This is a genomic window from Streptomyces sp. NPDC029138, assembly GCF_055564375.1.
The window spans coordinates 22,639-38,381 of record NZ_JBVHWM010000084.1; the positions used below are offsets into that span (position 1 = coordinate 22,639).

The following is a 15,743-nucleotide window of genomic DNA, read 5'->3' on the forward strand; positions in this document are numbered from 1 at the left end:
GCCGGTGTGGAAAACTTCCGCCCGTGCTCAGCGCCTCCGCCCGTCTGCTCCGTCTGCTCGCGCTGCTCGCCGCCCGGCCCTCCTGGACCTGTGCCGAGCTGGCCGAGCGCATGGCCGTCACCGACCGCACGGTCCGGCGGGACATCGCCAGGCTGCGGGAACTCGGATACACCGTCGACTCCGACGCCGGACCCTGGGGCGGTTACCGGCTCCGGGCCGGCTCGCGGATGCCGCCGCTGATCCTGGACGACGAGGAGGCGCTGGCCGTGGCGGTGGGGCGGCGCTCGGCGGCGCGCTGGGCGGCGACCAGGCGGCCCTGTCCGCCCTGCTGAAGCTGCGGCAGGTGCTGCCGCCCCGGATCGCCGAGCGGCTGGCGGAGTGGGACGACGCCCTCGTACGGCTTCCCTGGCCGGAGGAGCAACGGATCCGGCCCGGCCTGCTGCTGGAGCTGGCCGCCGCCTGCCGGCGCGGTGAGCGGGCCCGGCTGTCGTACCGCGACGGGCAGGACCGGCACACGGTCCGGGACGTCGATCCGTACCGGCTCGTCCACACCGGCCGGCGCTGGTACTTCGTCGCCCGGGACGTGGCCCGGGGGTGGCGGACCTTCCGCGCCGACCGGGTCGAACGGCTCCGGTCCACCGGCCGGCCCGTGGAGATCACCGACCCGCCGGACCCGGCCCAGCTCGTCTCCCGCAACACCGCCAACGGCCCCTACCCGCTGTCGGCCACCATCCGGCTGCCGCTGCCCCTGGCCGACGCCCTGCGGGTCGTACCCGCCACCGTCGGCACCCACCGCGCCGACGGACCGGACGCCACCCTCGTGGACATCGGCGGCCCGGACGCGGACGGCCTCGCCGGCTACCTGCTGGGCCTCGCCACCCCCCTGCGCGTCCTCGCCCCGGACGCCGTGCGCGAGGCCTTCGTGCGCCGCGCGCGGGAGTTGCTGGCCGCCCAGACAGCCGACGGCCCGCCCCCGGAGTGAGGGCGGGCCGCCGGCGTCGTACCGGGCTCGGTCAGAGCTTCTCGGGCGTGCGGATGCCCAGCAGGGCCATGCCCTGGTGCAGGGTGCGGGCCGTGATGTCGCACAGGAAGAGGCGGTTCTCGACCTGCGCCGGGGTCTCGGCCTTCAGGACCGGGCACTTGTCGTAGAACGACGTGTACAGCGACGCCAGCTGGTACAGGTACGCCGCCAGCTTGTGCGGGGCGTACTCCGCGGCCGCCTCCCGCACCGTCTCCGCGAAGGAGTCCAGGTGCAGGCCGAGGGCGCGCTCGGCGTCCGCCAGGGCCAGCTCCGGGTGCGCGGCCGGGCGGGTGTCGCCGGCCTTGCGGAGGATCGACTGGATACGGGCGTACGCGTACTGGAGGTAGACGGACGTGTCGCCGTTCAGCGAGACCATCTGGTCCAGGTCGAACTTGTAGTCCCGGTTCGCCGACGTCGACAGGTCCGCGTACTTCACCGCGCCGATGCCCACCTGGGCGCCCCGCTCGGCGATCTCCTCCTCGGACAGGTCCTGCGCCTTCTCCCGGACCACGGCCGACGCCCGCTCGATCGCCTCGTCCAGCAGGTCGACCAGGCGGACCGTCTCGCCCTCACGCGTCTTGAACGGCTTGCCGTCCTTGCCGAGGACCGTGCCGAAGGCCAGCTGCACCGCCGTCACGTCGTCGTTCAGCCAGCCGGCCCGGCGGGCGGTCTCGAAGACCATCCGGAAGTGCAGGGCCTGCCGGGCGTCCACCACGTACAGCAGGGTGTCGGCCTTGAGGTTGAAGACGCGGTCGCGGATCGCCGAGAGGTCGGTGGCCGCGTAGCCGTAGCCGCCGTCCGACTTCTGCACGATCAGCGGGACCGGGTTGCCGTCCGGGCCCTTGATGTCGTCGAAGAAGACGCACAGCGCGCCCTCGGAGCGGACCGCGACACCCGACTCCTCCAGCAGGCGGCAGGTCTCGGCCAGCATGTCGTTGTAACCGGACTCGCCGACGATGTCCGCGTCCCGGACCTCCATGTCCAGCTTCTCGAAGACGGAGAAGAAGTAGATCTTCGACTCGTCCACGAACCTCTGCCACATGGCGAGCGTGTGCGGGTCCCCGGCCTGGAGGTCCACCACCCGGCGCCGGGCCCGCGTCTTGAACTCCTCGTCGGAGTCGAACTTCTTCCGCGCGGCCTTGTAGAGGCGGTCGAGGTTCGACATCGCCTCCTCACCCGTCACCTGGGCGTCCTTGTGGTCCAGCTCGTGCGGGTGCTCGTCCAGGTACTGGATGAGCATGCCGAACTGGGTGCCCCAGTCGCCGATGTGGTGCCGACGGACCACGTTCTCGCCGGTGAACTCCAGCAGCTGCACCACCGAGTCGCCGATCACCGCACTGCGCAGGTGGCCGACGTGCATCTCCTTCGCCACGTTCGGCTGCGCGTAGTCGATCACCGTCGTGCCCGGCCGCTCGGCGTTCGGCACGCCGAGGCGGCCCGTGTCGTCCGCGTACCGCGCGGCCAGGTTCTCGGTGATCGCCCTGTCCGCGATCGTGATGTTGAGGAAGCCGGGCCCGGAGACCTCGACGTCCTTGATCACGTCACCCGTCACCACCTGGGAGACGACCTGCGTCGCCAGCTCCCGGGGGTTCGCCTTCGCCTTCTTGGCCAGGGCCAGGATGCCGTTGGCCTGGAAGTCGGCCCGGTCGCTTCGTCGCAGCAGCGGGTCCGCGCCGGCGGCCTCCGGCAGGGTGGCCGAGAGGGCGGACGCGAGGTGCTGCTGGACGTTGTCGCTGAGGGACGTGACCGAGGCCATAGGAGTGGGTGCCGTTCTCCTCGTGGGGATGGATAGACCCACCCAGTATCCCATGGGGGGTAAAGCCGTTTTCCCGGCCGCGATCCGGTCTGTGAGAATGGGGTGTCACCCCGTTCAGAAAGAAGGACGTGCCGATCGTGGCTCAGAGCACCGAGACCACCGACTGGGTCTCCCGTTTCGCGGATGAGGTCATCGAGGAGTCGGAGCGCCGGGCCCCGGGCAAACCGGTCGTCGTCGCGTCCGGACTCTCCCCCTCCGGTCCGATCCACCTCGGCAACCTCCGCGAGGTCATGACCCCGCACCTCGTCGCCGACGAGATCCGCCGCCGCGGCCACCAGGTCCGGCACCTGATCTCCTGGGACGACTACGACCGGTACCGCAAGGTCCCGGCCGGCGTCGCCGGCATCGACGAGTCGTGGGCCGAGCACATCGGCAAGCCGCTGACGTCCGTCCCGGCCCCCAAGGGCTCGCCGCACCCGAACTGGGCCGAGCACTTCAAGGCCGCGATGATCGAGTCGCTGGCCCAGCTCGGCGTGGAGTTCGACGGGATCAGCCAGACCGAGCAGTACACCTCCGGCGCCTACCGCGAGCAGATCCTGCACGCCATGAGGCACCGGAACGAGATCGACGCGATCCTCGACCAGTACCGCACGAAGAAGGCCCCGAAGAAGCAGCAGCAGAAGGCCGTCGACGAGGCCGAGCTGGAGGCCGAGGAGGGCTCCGGCGCCGCGTCCGAGGACGACGGCAGCTCCGGCTCCGCCGGGTACTTCCCGTACAAGCCGTACTGCGGCAACTGCGGCAAGGACCTGACGACGGTCACCTCCTACGACGACGACAGCACCGAGCTGTCGTACACCTGCACCGCGTGCGGCTTCGCCGAGACCGTCCGGCTCAGCGAGTTCAACCGCGGCAAGCTGGTCTGGAAGGTCGACTGGCCGATGCGCTGGGCCTACGAGGGCGTGATCTTCGAACCGAGCGGTGTCGACCACTCCTCGCCGGGCTCCAGCTTCCAGGTCGGCGGCCAGATCGTCGGCATCTTCGGCGGCAAGCAGCCCATCGGCCCCATGTACGCCTTCGTCGGCATCTCCGGCATGGCGAAGATGTCCTCCTCGCGGGGCGGGGTCCCGACCCCGGCCGACGCGCTGAAGATCATGGAACCGCAGCTCCTGCGCTGGCTGTACGCCCGCCGCAGGCCCAACCAGTCCTTCAAGATCGCCTTCGACCAGGAGATCCAGCGGCTCTACGACGAGTGGGACAAGCTCGCCGCCAAGGTCGCCGACGGCTCGGCCCTGCCGGGCGACGTGGCCGCGTACACCCGTGCCGTCGGCACCGCCGCCGGTGAGCTGCCGAAGACGCCGCGACCGCTGCCGTACCGCACGCTCGCGTCCGTCGCCGACATCACCGCCGGCCACGAGGACCAGGCCCTGCGCATCCTCTCCGAGCTGGACCCGGAGCAGCCGCTGGCCTCCCTTGACGAGGTACGGCCCCGGTACGACAGGGCCGAGGCCTGGATCAACACGCACGTCCCCGCCGACCAGCGGACCATCGTGCGCGACGAGCCCGACGCCGAACTGCTGAAGTCCCTCGACGAGGCCTCCCAGCAGTCCCTGCGCCTGCTGCTCGACGGGCTCGCCGACCACTGGTCGCTCGACGGGCTCACCCACCTCGTGTACGGCGTGCCCAAGGTGCAGGCCGGGTTCTCCGCCGACGCCACGCCCAAGGAGCTGCCGGCCGAGATCAAGACGGCTCAGCGGTCGTTCTTCGCCCTGCTGTACCACCTGCTCGTCGGGCGGGACACCGGGCCCCGGCTGCCCACGCTGCTGCTCGCCGTGGGGCAGGACCGGGTGCGGCGCCTGCTCGGGGAGTAAGCGATACGGAAAAGGGGCCCTCCGCCGGCGGAGGGCCCCTTTTTCATGCCGTCACGCGATGTGGTCCTCTTCCAGTTCCGCGTTGAAGCGGTTCGTGAAGCGGTTGACCATGCGGTCGGTGTCGCGCGCGGGCAGCGTGATGCCGTACGTCGCCTCCACCGCCTCGCCGAACTGGTGCGGGGTGGGGAAGCTGCCGTCTATCGACTTCCGGAAGACCTGGTAGTACTCGTCCTCCGTCGGCTCCGGCTCGGGGACGCCGCCGCCCTCGCCCAGCTCGCGCATGCGGTTGGGGCCGACCGGGATGGGGAAGCTGCCGGTCTCCTCGGGGGAGGGCTGCTGGAACTGCTCCGCGGGCTGGTCCTCGTACCAGTCCTCGTACTGCTCCTCGGGGGCGTACTGGGGTTCCTGGAGCATGGGGTCGTAGGTGGGGTCGTAGCCGCCGTGGTACTCGACCTCCCGGGGAGTCTGGAACCACGGGCTCTGCTCGTCCACCGGGGGCTCGTCTGGGCGCCGTTCGCCGTGAGGCGCCGCCTGCTGGGGGACGGGCGCCGCCCCGGCGGCACGACCGCCCGCGACCGCGGGGCCGGCCGCCGCCTCCAGCTGCGGCTGCCGCGGGGCCGGGGGCAGGAGGACCGGTTCTATGCCCGCCGCCGCCAGGCCCGCCGGGGCCGTCTCCGCCAGCGGGACGCCGTACCTGGCCAGGCGCAGGGGCATCAGGGACTCCACCGGAGCCTTGCGGCGCCAGGCCCGGCCGAACCGGGACCGCAGGCGGGCCTGGTAGACGAGCCGTTCCTGCTCCAGCTTGATGACCTGGTCGTAGGAGCGCAGCTCCCACAGCTTCATGCGGCGCCAGAGGAGGAACGTGGGGACCGGGGAGAGGAGCCAGCGGGTGAGGCGGACACCCTCCATGTGCTTGTCGGCCGTGATGTCGGCGATCCGGCCGATCGCGTGCCGGGCCGCCTCGACCGCCACGACGAACAGGATCGGGATCACCGCGTGCATCCCGACACCCAGCGGGTCCGGCCAGGCGGCGGCGCCGTTGAACGCGATCGTCGCCGCCGTCAGCAGCCACGCCGTCTGGCGCAGCAGCGGGAAGGGGATGCGGATCCAGGTCAGCAGCAGGTCGAGGGCGAGGAGGACACAGATGCCCGCGTCGATGCCCACCGGGAACACATAGGAGAAGTTCCCGAAGCCCTTCTTGATGGCCAGCTCTCGGACGGCCGCGTACGAACCGGCGAAGCCGATACCGGCGATGATCAACGCGCCGGTCACGACCACGCCGATGAGCACGCGGTGCATCCGAGTCAGCTTCAGTGGCGCGGCCACTCGCACTCCCCTCCCATTGCGTGTTGTTGCGCGCAACAGAGTGGCACACGTGTGCGGCGAACGTGGTGCCGGTCAGCCGCTACGGCCCTCCGGTCAGCTCTTCCTCGCGGCCGACTTGGACGGAGATGCGCTGGAGGAGGCCGACTTGGAAGGAGACTTCGAGGGGGACTTCGAGGGCGCCTTGGAGGGCGATGCCGACTTGGAGGGGGACGTCGGCGAAGTCGCCTTACCGCCCGCGCCGTTGGCCGACGAGACCGACGCCACGGCCTCCTTCAGGGCCTTCTCCGCGGCCTTCGTCAGGTCGTCGGCGTCGGGCGTCTTCTCGCCCGCGAGACCGGCGCCGTTGTAGTCGACCGTCACGACGACGTTCTCCACCCTGGCCACGACCGTCTGCTGCTTGAAGAGGCCTTCCTTCTTCTTCAGGTCGTAACGCACCGCCGTCGCCTCCGCGCCCGTGCCGGACAGCGGTATCGCCTTGGCGTTCTTCGCGCCGTCCACCGCCTGCGCGTCCTTGACCTGCTGGGCGTAGAACGTGTGCGCCTGGTCGTCACCGGAGCCGCGCGTGACGTCCGAGTCGAAGCGGAGCAGGGACACGTTCAGCCAACGGAACTGGGAGCCCTTGACGCCGTTGTTGTCCAGGCTGTTCCAGGAGCAGGAGGCGCGCGACGCCGGCTCGTCCGAACTGCCCTTCTTGCCGGACTTCGCAGCCTTCGGGACCAGATCGGTCAGCGTCTTCTTCGACAGCACCGCGCACGCGTCGGGAAGCTTCTCGTACGCCGCCGCCCGCACCGTCGGGGACGCGCTCGCCGACGGCTGCGAACTGCTGCCGCCGGCCGCCTGCCGGCTGCTGTCGCCACCGGACTTGGCGTTCGGGTCACCGGAGTCCGAGGAGCACGCGGCGGTGATCAGAACCGCGGGAACGGCTGCCGCGCAGACAAGAACGCGGCGAAGGCGCTTGGCTCGCTGGTCACGCTGGGCACGGTCGTCTCGCTGGGCTGCTCGCTGCATGGTTCCTTCACTCATGACGCTCGGTGTTCGTGCGGGTTCCTGCGGGGCCACGGTACGCGGTGAAGGAGCTGTGCGGTTTCCGTTCGCGCGCTTTGCGGGCGGGGACGGGTGGGACCGGTGAGGCCGTCAGCCGCCCAGCGCGTCGTCCAGCCGAGAGGCCAGATTACGGGCCCTGTCCTGCATTTCCTCGCTGTCCGGGACCGTTCCGGTGGCCATCGGCTGCTCCTCGTACTGGATGGTGACGATGACGTTGGACGTGCGGAACACCACAGTCACGGTCCGCTGTTCGGCCGTCGAACCGGACGTGCTGAGCCGGTCGTCCAGATACGCCTCGTCACCGAGGTCGGAGAGCGTACGCGGCTGGAGATCGGTGGGCGTGGCACCGGAGGAGGACCCCGACGACCCGGACGAGGAAGGGGAGTTGGAGGTGGACGAGCCGGAGGAGGAGGGCTTCGTCGCACCCGGGGAGGCCGCGCCGCCGGGAGAGCCCTTCGCGGACGAAGATGCGGACGCGGACGAGGTGGGCGTCGGGGACGAGGGCGGCGGCGCCGAGGAAGTCGTCGGCGCGGGCAGGTCGGCGGCCGTCTCCTTCTCCAGGAACAGCTTCTGCGCCTGGTCGTCGTCGCTGACCGTGTTGTCGTACGACACCACACGCTCGAAGTCGACGGACAGGCGGTCCGTGGCGTCGGCCGACTCGACCTTCCAGCGGCAGCCGACCTTGCGATCGGTGTCGTAGGTGAGCGCGGCCTCGCCCTGGTAGGCCTTGTCCCGCTGGGCCGGGTCGGTGAGCTGCTGGATGCCGGGCAGCAGCGCGTCCAGGGTGTCGTGGCCGATCGCGCCGCAGGGTTCGGGGAGCGTGCGGTACTTGCCGGGCTGGGCGGCGGCCGCGGCCGAGCCGACGTCGCCCGGGTTGGCGTTGTCCGTCGGGCCTTTGTCCCCGGAGCCGCTCGTGCAGCCGGCCAGCAACGCCGCGAGGAGGGCGGCGGTGCCGGTTACGTACGCCTTCCGCTGCACGGTCGGGCTCCTCTCGACGGTGTGCGATCGCTGGTGGTCCAGTGTCCCCGCTGGTTATTCGCTTGCCGCAGCGGGGCGTCCCCTGGAGACAATGTGTATCGCACGCACTGCCGTGGACGCCGGTCCCTTGTCCCTTTTCATCGACCCTGGCGCCGCTTTTGCGTTTTGCTGCTTCTAAGCCTTTTGTTGCCGTTTCCGGGGGAATGAGGAACATATGTCGTACGTGGAGATGCCGGGCGCCAAGGTCCCGATCCGGATGTGGACGGACCCGGCGACGGTCGAGGACGTGGCCCTGCGCCAGCTCCAGAACGTGGCGACCCTGCCGTGGATCAAGGGCCTGGCTGTGATGCCGGACGTGCACTACGGCAAGGGTGCGACGGTCGGCTCGGTCATCGCGATGCGGGGCGCGGTGTGCCCGGCGGCGGTCGGGGTGGACATCGGCTGCGGGATGTCGGCGGTCAAGACGTCCCTGACGGCGAACGACCTCCCCGGTGATCTGTCCCGGCTGCGGTCGAAGATCGAGCAGGCGATTCCCGTGGGGCGGGGGATGCACGACGATCCCGTCGAGCCGGGGGACTTCCACGGGCTGGCCACGGCGGGGTGGGAGGACTTCTGGGGGCGGTTCGACGGGGTTGCGGAGGCGGTGCACTTCCGCAGGAGTCGAGCAATCGGACAAATGGGGACACTTGGGTCGGGGAACCACTTTGTGGAAGTTTGCGTAAGTGAGGACGATTCGGTCTGGCTTATGCTCCACTCCGGCTCCCGGAACATCGGCAAGGAACTCGCCGATCACCACATCGGCGAGGCCCAGAAACTCCCGCACAACCAGGGCCTGGTCGACCGGGACCTCGCCGTCTTCGTCGCGGACACCCCGCAGATGTCGGCCTACCGCAACGACCTGTTCTGGGCGCAGGAGTACGCCAAGTACAACCGCACGCTCATGATGGCGCTCCTGAAGGACGTGATCCGCAAGGAGTTCAAGAAGGCGAAGCCGACCTTCGAGCCGGAGATCTCCTGCCACCACAACTACGTGGCCGAGGAGCGGTACGACGGCATGGACCTGCTCGTGACCCGCAAGGGAGCGATCCGGGCCGGCTCCGGCGAGTACGGGATCATCCCGGGCTCGATGGGCACGGGCTCGTACATCGTGAAGGGTCTCGGCAACGAACTGGCCTTCAACTCCGCCTCGCACGGGGCCGGTCGGCGGATGAGCCGGAACGCGGCCAAGCGGCGTTTCTCGACCAAGGACCTGGAGGAGCAGACCCGGGGCGTGGAGTGCCGCAAGGACTCCGGCGTCGTGGACGAGATCCCGGGCGCCTACAAGTCGATCGACCAGGTCATCGACCAGCAGCGGGACCTGGTCCAGGTTGTGGCCAAGTTGAAGCAGGTTGTCTGCGTCAAGGGTTAGGCATGGTGAGGGGCGCGGTGAACACTCGTCGCGCCCCTCAGGTGCTCAGAGCGGCTGTGTGATGACGCCGTTCAGCAGCTTCCAACGGCGTACTTGGCAGGCGCTCTGGGAACAGCCGAGTTCCGCTGCTGCGTGAGCGATCGTCGCGGCGAGCAGGACCCGATCCATGTCACTCGTCCACTCGATGCGGGGCGGCCTGGGTTTCGAACCGGCGGGGCGGGCCCAGGTGGCGAGGGCGTCAGCGGCGGCGCGCTTGCGCTCCAGGGACAGGCAGCCGGAGTAGTACAGGTCGGCAGCCAGGCGCTGAGCCGTCTCCATCGTGTAGAGGACGTTGTACACGGCATCGCGGGTGTTGCGCTTGAGAGTGCGCTCGGCTCCCGTCATGTCCTTGGCGTAGTCGCGCAGAAAAGACGCGATGGCGCTGCTGGCGGTGGTGAGGGCGATGAAGGGAAGGCCCTTACCGGTAAAGCCGACTGAGCCGTCTGCATCGAAGAGGCCTCGTAGATAGTCGCGGCGCGAGAACTCGACGGACGGTGGAGTGATCGTCCTGGACTTGCGGCCGTAAGGCAGGCCGAGTTCGTTGATCGTGGTCCTGGCCTCCAGGGAATGCAGGCTCCAGATGGCGGCGGTGTGAGTCGTGGCGAAGTTGGTGGACCGGGTGCGTTCGGTGATGCTGCTGTTGTAGGGCGTCAGCTTCTGGAACTGCCGCAGTAGATCGATGTCCCGGGCGCTGACCTCGACGGTCAGTCCTCCTCGGTTCCGCGACTGCTGGGACAGATGCCCGTCCGCCTGCAAGAACCCGAACATGTACGCGTACTCGGGGACCGTGAGGTCCATGAACCGGTGGGCGTTAGGCTCGCATTCAGCCATGAGGAAGCGCATTCCTTCCTTGCTGGTCAGGTCCTCGCTCGGGACTGGCATCCCGAGCGAGGACCGTGGAGTTGATCGTGTGGCGCGAGCCTAGGGTGGATGTTCGTGCGCTGATCGGGTGATCGAAGAGGTTCGCCCTTGTGGGTTACGCGTCCCCCGGCTCCAGCGAGTCCAGCCAGCGCAGCAGGCGGGCTCCCTCTCGGGTCATGATGTCCGGGTCGCGGAGGGCGTTGGTCAGGAGGGACATGCCCTGGTAGGCCGCGATCAGGGTGAGGGCGTGGTCGTCGGGGTCGGGGATGCCCCAGGTGCGGAACTGGTCGGCGGTCCAGTCCAGGAGGCGGCGGATCACCGCGCCGGCCTCGGCGTCCAGCGTGCCGTCCGCGCGTTTGTCGAGTTCGACGGCCAGGGTGCCGGTGGGGCAGCCGTGACGGACGGCGACCTCGCGTTGGGCGATCCAGGCCTCGATCAGGGCCTTGAGGCGGTCGTGGGGGGTCGGCAACCGGTCCAGCTCTTCGGTGAGTTCGTCCAGGTGGGCGCGGTGTTCCGACAGTGCGGCCTGGACCAGTTCGTCCTTGGTCTTGAAGTAGTAGTAGACGTTCCCGACCGGGACGTCGGCCTCGCGGGCGATGTCGGCGAGGGTGGTGCGCTCGACGCCCTGCTCGTGCAGGACCCGGGCCGCCGCTGCCGTGAGCCGTCGGCGCTTCTGTGACGCCCGTGCCCGCCGATCCACTGAGTTTGTCACCTGACTGACTATAGACAGCCGGGGGTGGGGGTCTGCTAGCTTTCGAGTTAGTTAGCCAACTGACTCAGTGGGGGTTCGTGATGATCGCTGTGACCGGTGCGACCGGGAACGTCGGGCGTGTGCTGGTGGACCTGCTGGCGGGAGCCGGTGAGGAGGTCGTGGCCGTGTCGCGGCGGCCGGGGGCCGCGCCGTCCGGGGCCGGGGTGCGGTGGGTTCAGGGTGGGATCGGGGACACGGTGAGCGTGCGGCCCGCCCTCGACGGTGCCCGTGCCGCGTTCCTCGTCCTGGGAGGCGAGCTGAACTTCCGGGGGGAGAGCCCCGACGCCCTGCTCGACGTGGTCGCGGACGCCGGGGTCGGGCGGATCGTGCTCGTGTCCTCGCAGGTCAGCGCCACCCGGCCCGACGCGCCCTCGCACGCCCGGCTGCGGGCCTTCGAGGCCGCGGTACGGGCGTCCGGGCGGGAGTTCACCATCCTGCGGCCCGGCGGATTCGCCTCCAACGCCCTCGCCTGGGCCGAGTCGGTCCGCGCCGAGCGCACCGTCTTCGCCCCCTTCGGCGATGTCGCGCTGCCCGTGGTCGACCCGGCGGACATCGCCGCCGTGGCCGCCGCCGCGCTGCGGGAGGACGGGCACGCGGGCCGGGTGTACGAGCTGACCGGCCCGGAGCCGATCAGTCCGCGCGCGCAGGCCGAGGTCATCGCCAGGGCCCTCGGCGAGAAGGTGACCTTCGTGGAGCTGTCCCGTGAGGACGCGCACGCGGGGATGGCACGGTTCATGCCGGAGCAGGTCGTCGCCGGCACCCTGGACGTCCTCGGTGCGCCGCTGCCGGCCGAGCGGAGGGCCGGGCCGGACGTGGAGGAGGTCCTGGGGCGCCCGGCCGCGCCCTTCGATGCCTGGGTCGCGCGGAACCTGCCGGCGTTCGCCTAGGGTCCGGCGCGGGGGTGCGGCGCGGGGGCCCGGGCGCTACTTCGCGTGCCGGACCGCGTAGATCATGATGAACGCGATGAAGTGGATGCCGAAGAGGAAGTAGGCCAGGAAGTACCAGACCTGGCGTTCGTCCTTCGTCTCCTGCGCAAGGCGCCGCTTCTCCAGGGAGTCCGGCTCCGGCGGCTTCGGGGACCGTGCGGAGCCGTCGGTGGTCGTCACAGTTCCCGGTGCACCTTCGTGTTGGACGCCTGGGCGCGCGGGCGCAGGACCAGGAGGTCGACGTTGACGTGGCTGGGGCGGGTCACCGCCCAGGTGATCGTCTCGGCCACGTCGTCCGCGGTGAGGGGCTCGGCGACGCCCTCGTACACCTTCTCGGCCCTCTCCGTGTCCCCGCCGAAGCGGGTCAGTGCGAACTCGTCGGTCCTGACCATGCCGGGGGCGATCTCGATGACGCGGACCGGCTGGCCGACGATCTCCAGGCGGAGGGTCTCGGCGAGGACGTGGGCGCCGTGCTTGGCGGCCACGTATCCGGCGCCGCCCTCATAGGTGCCGTGACCGGCGGTGGAGGAGACGACCACGACCACGCCGTCGCCGCTCGCGACCAGCTTCGGCAGCAGCGCCTGGGTGAGGTTCAGGGTGCCGATGACGTTCGTCTCGTACATCGTGCGCCAGTCCGCCGGGTCGCCCGTGGCGACCGGGTCCGCGCCGAGGGCGCCGCCCGCGTTGTTGACCAGGACGCCGATCGTCTCGAAGGCGGTGGCGAACTCGTCCACGGCGGCGCGGTCCGTGACGTCCAGCTGGTACGCCACCGCGGAGTGGCCGGACTTGGTCAGTTCCTCGGCCAGGGCCTCGATGCGGTCCTTGCGGCGGGCGGTGAGGACGACGCGGTAGCCGGCCGCGGCGAGCTGCCGGGCCGTGGCGGCGCCGATGCCGCTGCTCGCGCCGGTGACGACGGCGATGCGGGAGGCGGCGGACGGGGCGGCGGTGGCCATGGCTGCTCCTGGGGCTGCGTCGGGGCGCTTCGGTCGAGCGGTTCGGTCGAGCGGTTCGGTCGAGCGGTTCCGTCCAGCGTAAGTGAGGCTCAGCCGCCGTTTCGCGGCGCCCACATGATGACGGCCATCCCGGCGAGGCAGATCAGCGCGCCGGTGATGTCCCAGCGGTCGGGGCGGTAGCCGTCCGCGACGACGCCCCACAGGATCGAGCCGGCCACGAAGATTCCGCCGTAGGCGGCGAGGATGCGGCCGAAGTGGGCGTCCGGCTGGAAGGTGGCGACGAAGCCGTACGCGCCGAGGGCGAGGACGCCGCCGGTGATCCACAGCCAGCCCCGGTGTTCCCGCAGACCCTGCCAGACCAGCCAGGCGCCGCCGATCTCGAAGAGCGCGGCGACGACGAACAGGGCGGCGGAGCGGAGGATCGGCATGCGGGCAGCTTCGCACGCCGTTTCCGCGTCACCCGGGGGAGGGCGCGTCACCTGTTGGAGGGCGCCTGGCGGGCGGCTCGCGTGGCATACATCCGTACGGCAGCCGTGGACACGGCGGTGCGGTCGCGAGCGAGGAGTGGTGAGGGCATGCGGATGCGGGCGTGGGTGTTGTCCGGGGTGTGTGCCGGTGCCGTCCTGGCGCCGGGGATCGCGGTGGCCGCTCCGGTTCCGGAGGCCGATCTCGCCTTCCACGGGACCGCGACGATGGACGGGGACCTGGTGGAGGTTCTGCTGACCCCGCGCAACAACGGGCCCACCGCCGTCACGGACGCCACGGTCCGGCTGCGCTGGTCCGAGGAGCTGGCCGACCGGCAGGAGCTGCCCGCGCGCTGTGCCCGGGAGGACGTGCGAACGGTGCTGTGCGGGACCGGGCCGCTGGCCGTGGACGCGGCGGGGGAGCAGCTGCGGCTGCCGCTACGGCTGCGGGAGCGGCCGTCGGAGCTGACGCTGGAGATCGACGCCGCGTGGAGCGCGGGTGTCGTGGACCAGGACCGGTCGAACGACCGGATGGCGGTGCTGGTGCTGGCGACCGGGGACTCGTACGCCTTCTGAGCCGGCGCTTCCTTCGGCTCAGGCGGGGTTCTCGGCGTCGGGGTTGTCGGCGTCGTAGCGTTCGCGGGCCTCGCGGACCTCGTCGAAGTGCGTCTCGGCCCAGGTCTTCACGGCGGTGAGCAGGCCGGCGAGGCTGGCGCCGAGCGGGGTGAGCGCGTAGTCGACGCGGACCGGGACGGACGGGGTGACCGTGCGGCTGATGATGCCGTCCCGCTCCAGCGCGCGCAGGGTCTGGGTGAGCATCTTGGGGCTGACGCCGGCGATCTTGCGGCCGAGGTCGCTGTAGCGCAGGGGGCCGGTGGAGAGGGCGGCGACGACGAGGCTGACCCACTTGTCGCTGAGCCGCCCGAGGAGCTGGTTGGTGGGGCAGCTGCGCAGGAAGGCGTCGTAGTCGGCGCGGGCCTGTTCGCGGCGCTGGGCGGCGGTCGTGGTCGCCATGGGCTCTCCTCCGGGTCGGCTACGCACTCTCAGGTAACTACTTACCTATGGATAGTAGCTCTCCTACTGTGGGTCGTGCGGCCGGAAAGGTGCCGCGCAATCCATCAAGTGCCTTGTGGTGAGGGAGAGTTGTCATGCGTGCTGCTGTGGTGAGGACGTTCGGCGGTCCGGACGCGGTGGAGATCGCCGAGGTGCCGGTGCCGGAGCCGGGTGCCCGGCAGGTGCGGATCAAGGTGGCCGCGGGCGCGCTGAACCCCGTGGACGCCGGGGTGCGTGCCGGGTTCTTCGGCGGGGCCGGCAAGACGCTCGGGCTCGGCTGGGACGCGGCCGGGACGGTGGACGCGGTCGGGGCTGCCGCCGCCTGGCAGGTGGGCGATTCGGTGGTGGCGCTCGTGCCGGGCGTGGCCGACCCGCTGGGCGCGCACGCCGAGTACGTCGTCGTGGACACGGACGCGGTGGCGGCGGCGCCGGCCACGGTGGACGCCGTACACGCGGGGACCCTGCCGCTGAACGGCCTGACCGCCGTCCAGGCGCTGGATCTGCTGGACCTCGCGCCGGGCGCGTCGCTGCTGGTGACCGGGGCGGCGGGCGCGGTCGGCGGGTTCGCCGTGCAGCTGGCCGCGCACCGGGGGATCGAGGTGACGGGGCACGCCCGGGCGGGCGACGAGGAACTGGTGCGGTCGCTGGGGGCCGCGCACTTCACGGTCGGGCGGGCCGGGCAGGCCGGGCGGGCCGGGGCGGTCGAGGGAGCCGAGGGGGTCCAGGGGGTCCAGGGGGTCGAGCCGGGGAGCGTGGACGCGGTGCTGGACGCGGCGGTGCTCGGCGAGCCGGCGCTGGAGTGGGTGCGGGACGGGGGCGCGTATGTAGGGGTGCGGCCCGGGGCGCACCCCGCGTCGGTGCGTGGGGTGCGGACGGGGGCCGTGGCGGTGACCGCGGACGGGGCGCGGCTCGCGGAGCTGGTCCGGCTGGTGGACGAAGGGGTGCTGACCCTGCGGGTGGCCGAGACCTTCGCCTTGGAGGAGGCGGCCAAGGCGCATGCCCGGCTGGCCGAGGGCGGGGTGCGGGGGCGGGTGGTGCTGGTGCCGTAGGAGTCGGGAGGGGGCGGTGGGGGCGGTGGAGGGGGCTGGAATATCCGGGGTGTGGTGGCCGTTGGAGGGGTATAGTTGAACGGTCAACAACCTGGAGGGTGAGCGACCATGCAGTTCGGGATCTTCACGGTCGGCGATGTCACGCCGGACGCCACCACGGGGCGGACCCCGACCGAGCGCGAGCGGATCAAGGCCATGGTCGCCATCGCGCTGAAGGCCGAGGAGGTCGGCCTGGACGTCTTCGCG

The 15,743-nt window shown here is 70.9% G+C and carries 16 protein-coding genes and 1 pseudogene; 7 read left to right on the plus strand and 10 right to left on the minus strand.

All coding sequences use genetic code 11. From position 1 onward, the window contains the following. The first annotated feature begins 23 nt into the window (after positions 1-23). Positions 24-982: pseudogene (locus ACZ4WH_RS39110) on the plus strand (helix-turn-helix transcriptional regulator). A gap of 31 nt (positions 983-1,013) precedes the next feature. On the opposite strand, the gene argS reads toward ACZ4WH_RS39110, so the two are convergent. Continuing rightward, on the minus strand, positions 1,014-2,777 hold the full coding sequence (gene argS / locus ACZ4WH_RS39115) for an arginine--tRNA ligase (RefSeq protein ID WP_468189959.1): 1,764 nt from the start codon (positions 2,775-2,777) through the stop codon (positions 1,014-1,016). Positions 2,778-2,905: 128 nt separating this feature from the next. Between argS and lysS the strand changes: the two genes are divergently transcribed. Continuing rightward, complete coding sequence (gene lysS / locus ACZ4WH_RS39120; RefSeq protein ID WP_468189961.1) at positions 2,906-4,645, plus strand: lysine--tRNA ligase; 1,740 nt, start codon at positions 2,906-2,908, stop codon at positions 4,643-4,645. A gap of 51 nt (positions 4,646-4,696) precedes the next feature. Here the strand turns inward: lysS and ACZ4WH_RS39125 are convergent, their stop codons facing one another. The 3 genes from ACZ4WH_RS39125 to ACZ4WH_RS39135 form a co-directional block, all read right to left on the minus strand. Next, complete coding sequence (locus ACZ4WH_RS39125) at positions 4,697-5,944, minus strand: DUF2637 domain-containing protein (protein ID WP_468189963.1); 1,248 nt, start codon at positions 5,942-5,944, stop codon at positions 4,697-4,699. Between the two features lie 120 nt (positions 5,945-6,064). Further along, the gene (locus ACZ4WH_RS39130) at positions 6,065-6,979 is read right to left on the minus strand and encodes a DUF3558 family protein (protein WP_468189965.1); all 915 of its coding nucleotides are present in this window, start codon (positions 6,977-6,979) and stop codon (positions 6,065-6,067) included. Between the two features lie 126 nt (positions 6,980-7,105). Continuing rightward, the gene (locus tag ACZ4WH_RS39135; protein ID WP_468189966.1) at positions 7,106-7,993 is read right to left on the minus strand and encodes a DUF3558 domain-containing protein; all 888 of its coding nucleotides are present in this window, start codon (positions 7,991-7,993) and stop codon (positions 7,106-7,108) included. Positions 7,994-8,207: 214 nt separating this feature from the next. Between ACZ4WH_RS39135 and ACZ4WH_RS39140 the strand changes: the two genes are divergently transcribed. Next, positions 8,208-9,401 (plus strand): RtcB family protein, encoded by a 1,194-nt coding sequence (locus tag ACZ4WH_RS39140; protein ID WP_468189968.1) that lies wholly within the window; start codon positions 8,208-8,210, stop codon positions 9,399-9,401. Positions 9,402-9,446: 45 nt separating this feature from the next. Here the strand turns inward: ACZ4WH_RS39140 and ACZ4WH_RS39145 are convergent, their stop codons facing one another. Both ACZ4WH_RS39145 and ACZ4WH_RS39150 read right to left on the minus strand, forming a co-directional pair. Next, a complete protein-coding gene (locus tag ACZ4WH_RS39145; protein ID WP_468189970.1) occupies positions 9,447-10,271 on the minus strand; it encodes an LAGLIDADG family homing endonuclease in 825 nt (274 codons plus the stop codon). 145 nt (positions 10,272-10,416) lie between these two features. Beyond that, positions 10,417-11,001, minus strand: a complete 585-nt coding sequence (locus tag ACZ4WH_RS39150) for a TetR/AcrR family transcriptional regulator (protein ID WP_468189985.1) — start codon at positions 10,999-11,001, stop codon at positions 10,417-10,419. Between the two features lie 92 nt (positions 11,002-11,093). Between ACZ4WH_RS39150 and ACZ4WH_RS39155 the strand changes: the two genes are divergently transcribed. Continuing rightward, entirely contained in the window at positions 11,094-11,939 is an 846-nt protein-coding gene (locus tag ACZ4WH_RS39155; protein WP_468189972.1) for an SDR family oxidoreductase, read from the plus strand. Positions 11,940-11,975: 36 nt separating this feature from the next. Here the strand turns inward: ACZ4WH_RS39155 and ACZ4WH_RS39160 are convergent, their stop codons facing one another. From ACZ4WH_RS39160 to ACZ4WH_RS39170, 3 genes are all read right to left on the minus strand, one after another. After that, entirely contained in the window at positions 11,976-12,158 is a 183-nt protein-coding gene (locus ACZ4WH_RS39160; RefSeq protein ID WP_468189974.1) for a hypothetical protein, read from the minus strand. After that, positions 12,155-12,931, minus strand: a complete 777-nt coding sequence (locus ACZ4WH_RS39165) for an SDR family NAD(P)-dependent oxidoreductase (RefSeq protein WP_468189975.1) — start codon at positions 12,929-12,931, stop codon at positions 12,155-12,157. Before ACZ4WH_RS39165 ends, ACZ4WH_RS39160 begins: the two co-directional genes overlap by 4 nt. Positions 12,932-13,020: 89 nt before the next feature. Continuing rightward, positions 13,021-13,359 carry a YnfA family protein gene (locus ACZ4WH_RS39170; protein ID WP_359261288.1) on the minus strand — a complete coding sequence of 113 codons (339 nt, stop codon included), beginning with the start codon at positions 13,357-13,359 and terminating at the stop codon, positions 13,021-13,023. A 147-nt stretch (positions 13,360-13,506) separates the two neighbouring features. On the opposite strand from ACZ4WH_RS39170, the gene ACZ4WH_RS39175 reads away from it, so the two are divergent. Next, positions 13,507-13,971 carry a hypothetical protein gene (locus ACZ4WH_RS39175; RefSeq protein WP_468189977.1) on the plus strand — a complete coding sequence of 155 codons (465 nt, stop codon included), beginning with the start codon at positions 13,507-13,509 and terminating at the stop codon, positions 13,969-13,971. Between the two features lie 18 nt (positions 13,972-13,989). Here the strand turns inward: ACZ4WH_RS39175 and ACZ4WH_RS39180 are convergent, their stop codons facing one another. Then, positions 13,990-14,409 (minus strand): winged helix-turn-helix transcriptional regulator, encoded by a 420-nt coding sequence (locus ACZ4WH_RS39180; protein ID WP_468189979.1) that lies wholly within the window; start codon positions 14,407-14,409, stop codon positions 13,990-13,992. Positions 14,410-14,543: 134 nt separating this feature from the next. On the opposite strand from ACZ4WH_RS39180, the gene ACZ4WH_RS39185 reads away from it, so the two are divergent. Together ACZ4WH_RS39185 and ACZ4WH_RS39190 are read left to right on the plus strand one after the other, a co-directional pair. Next, entirely contained in the window at positions 14,544-15,497 is a 954-nt protein-coding gene (locus ACZ4WH_RS39185; protein ID WP_468189981.1) for an NADP-dependent oxidoreductase, read from the plus strand. 108 nt (positions 15,498-15,605) lie between these two features. After that, on the plus strand, positions 15,606-15,743 hold a 138-nt coding region (locus ACZ4WH_RS39190), incomplete at its 3' end, for an LLM class flavin-dependent oxidoreductase (protein ID WP_468189987.1).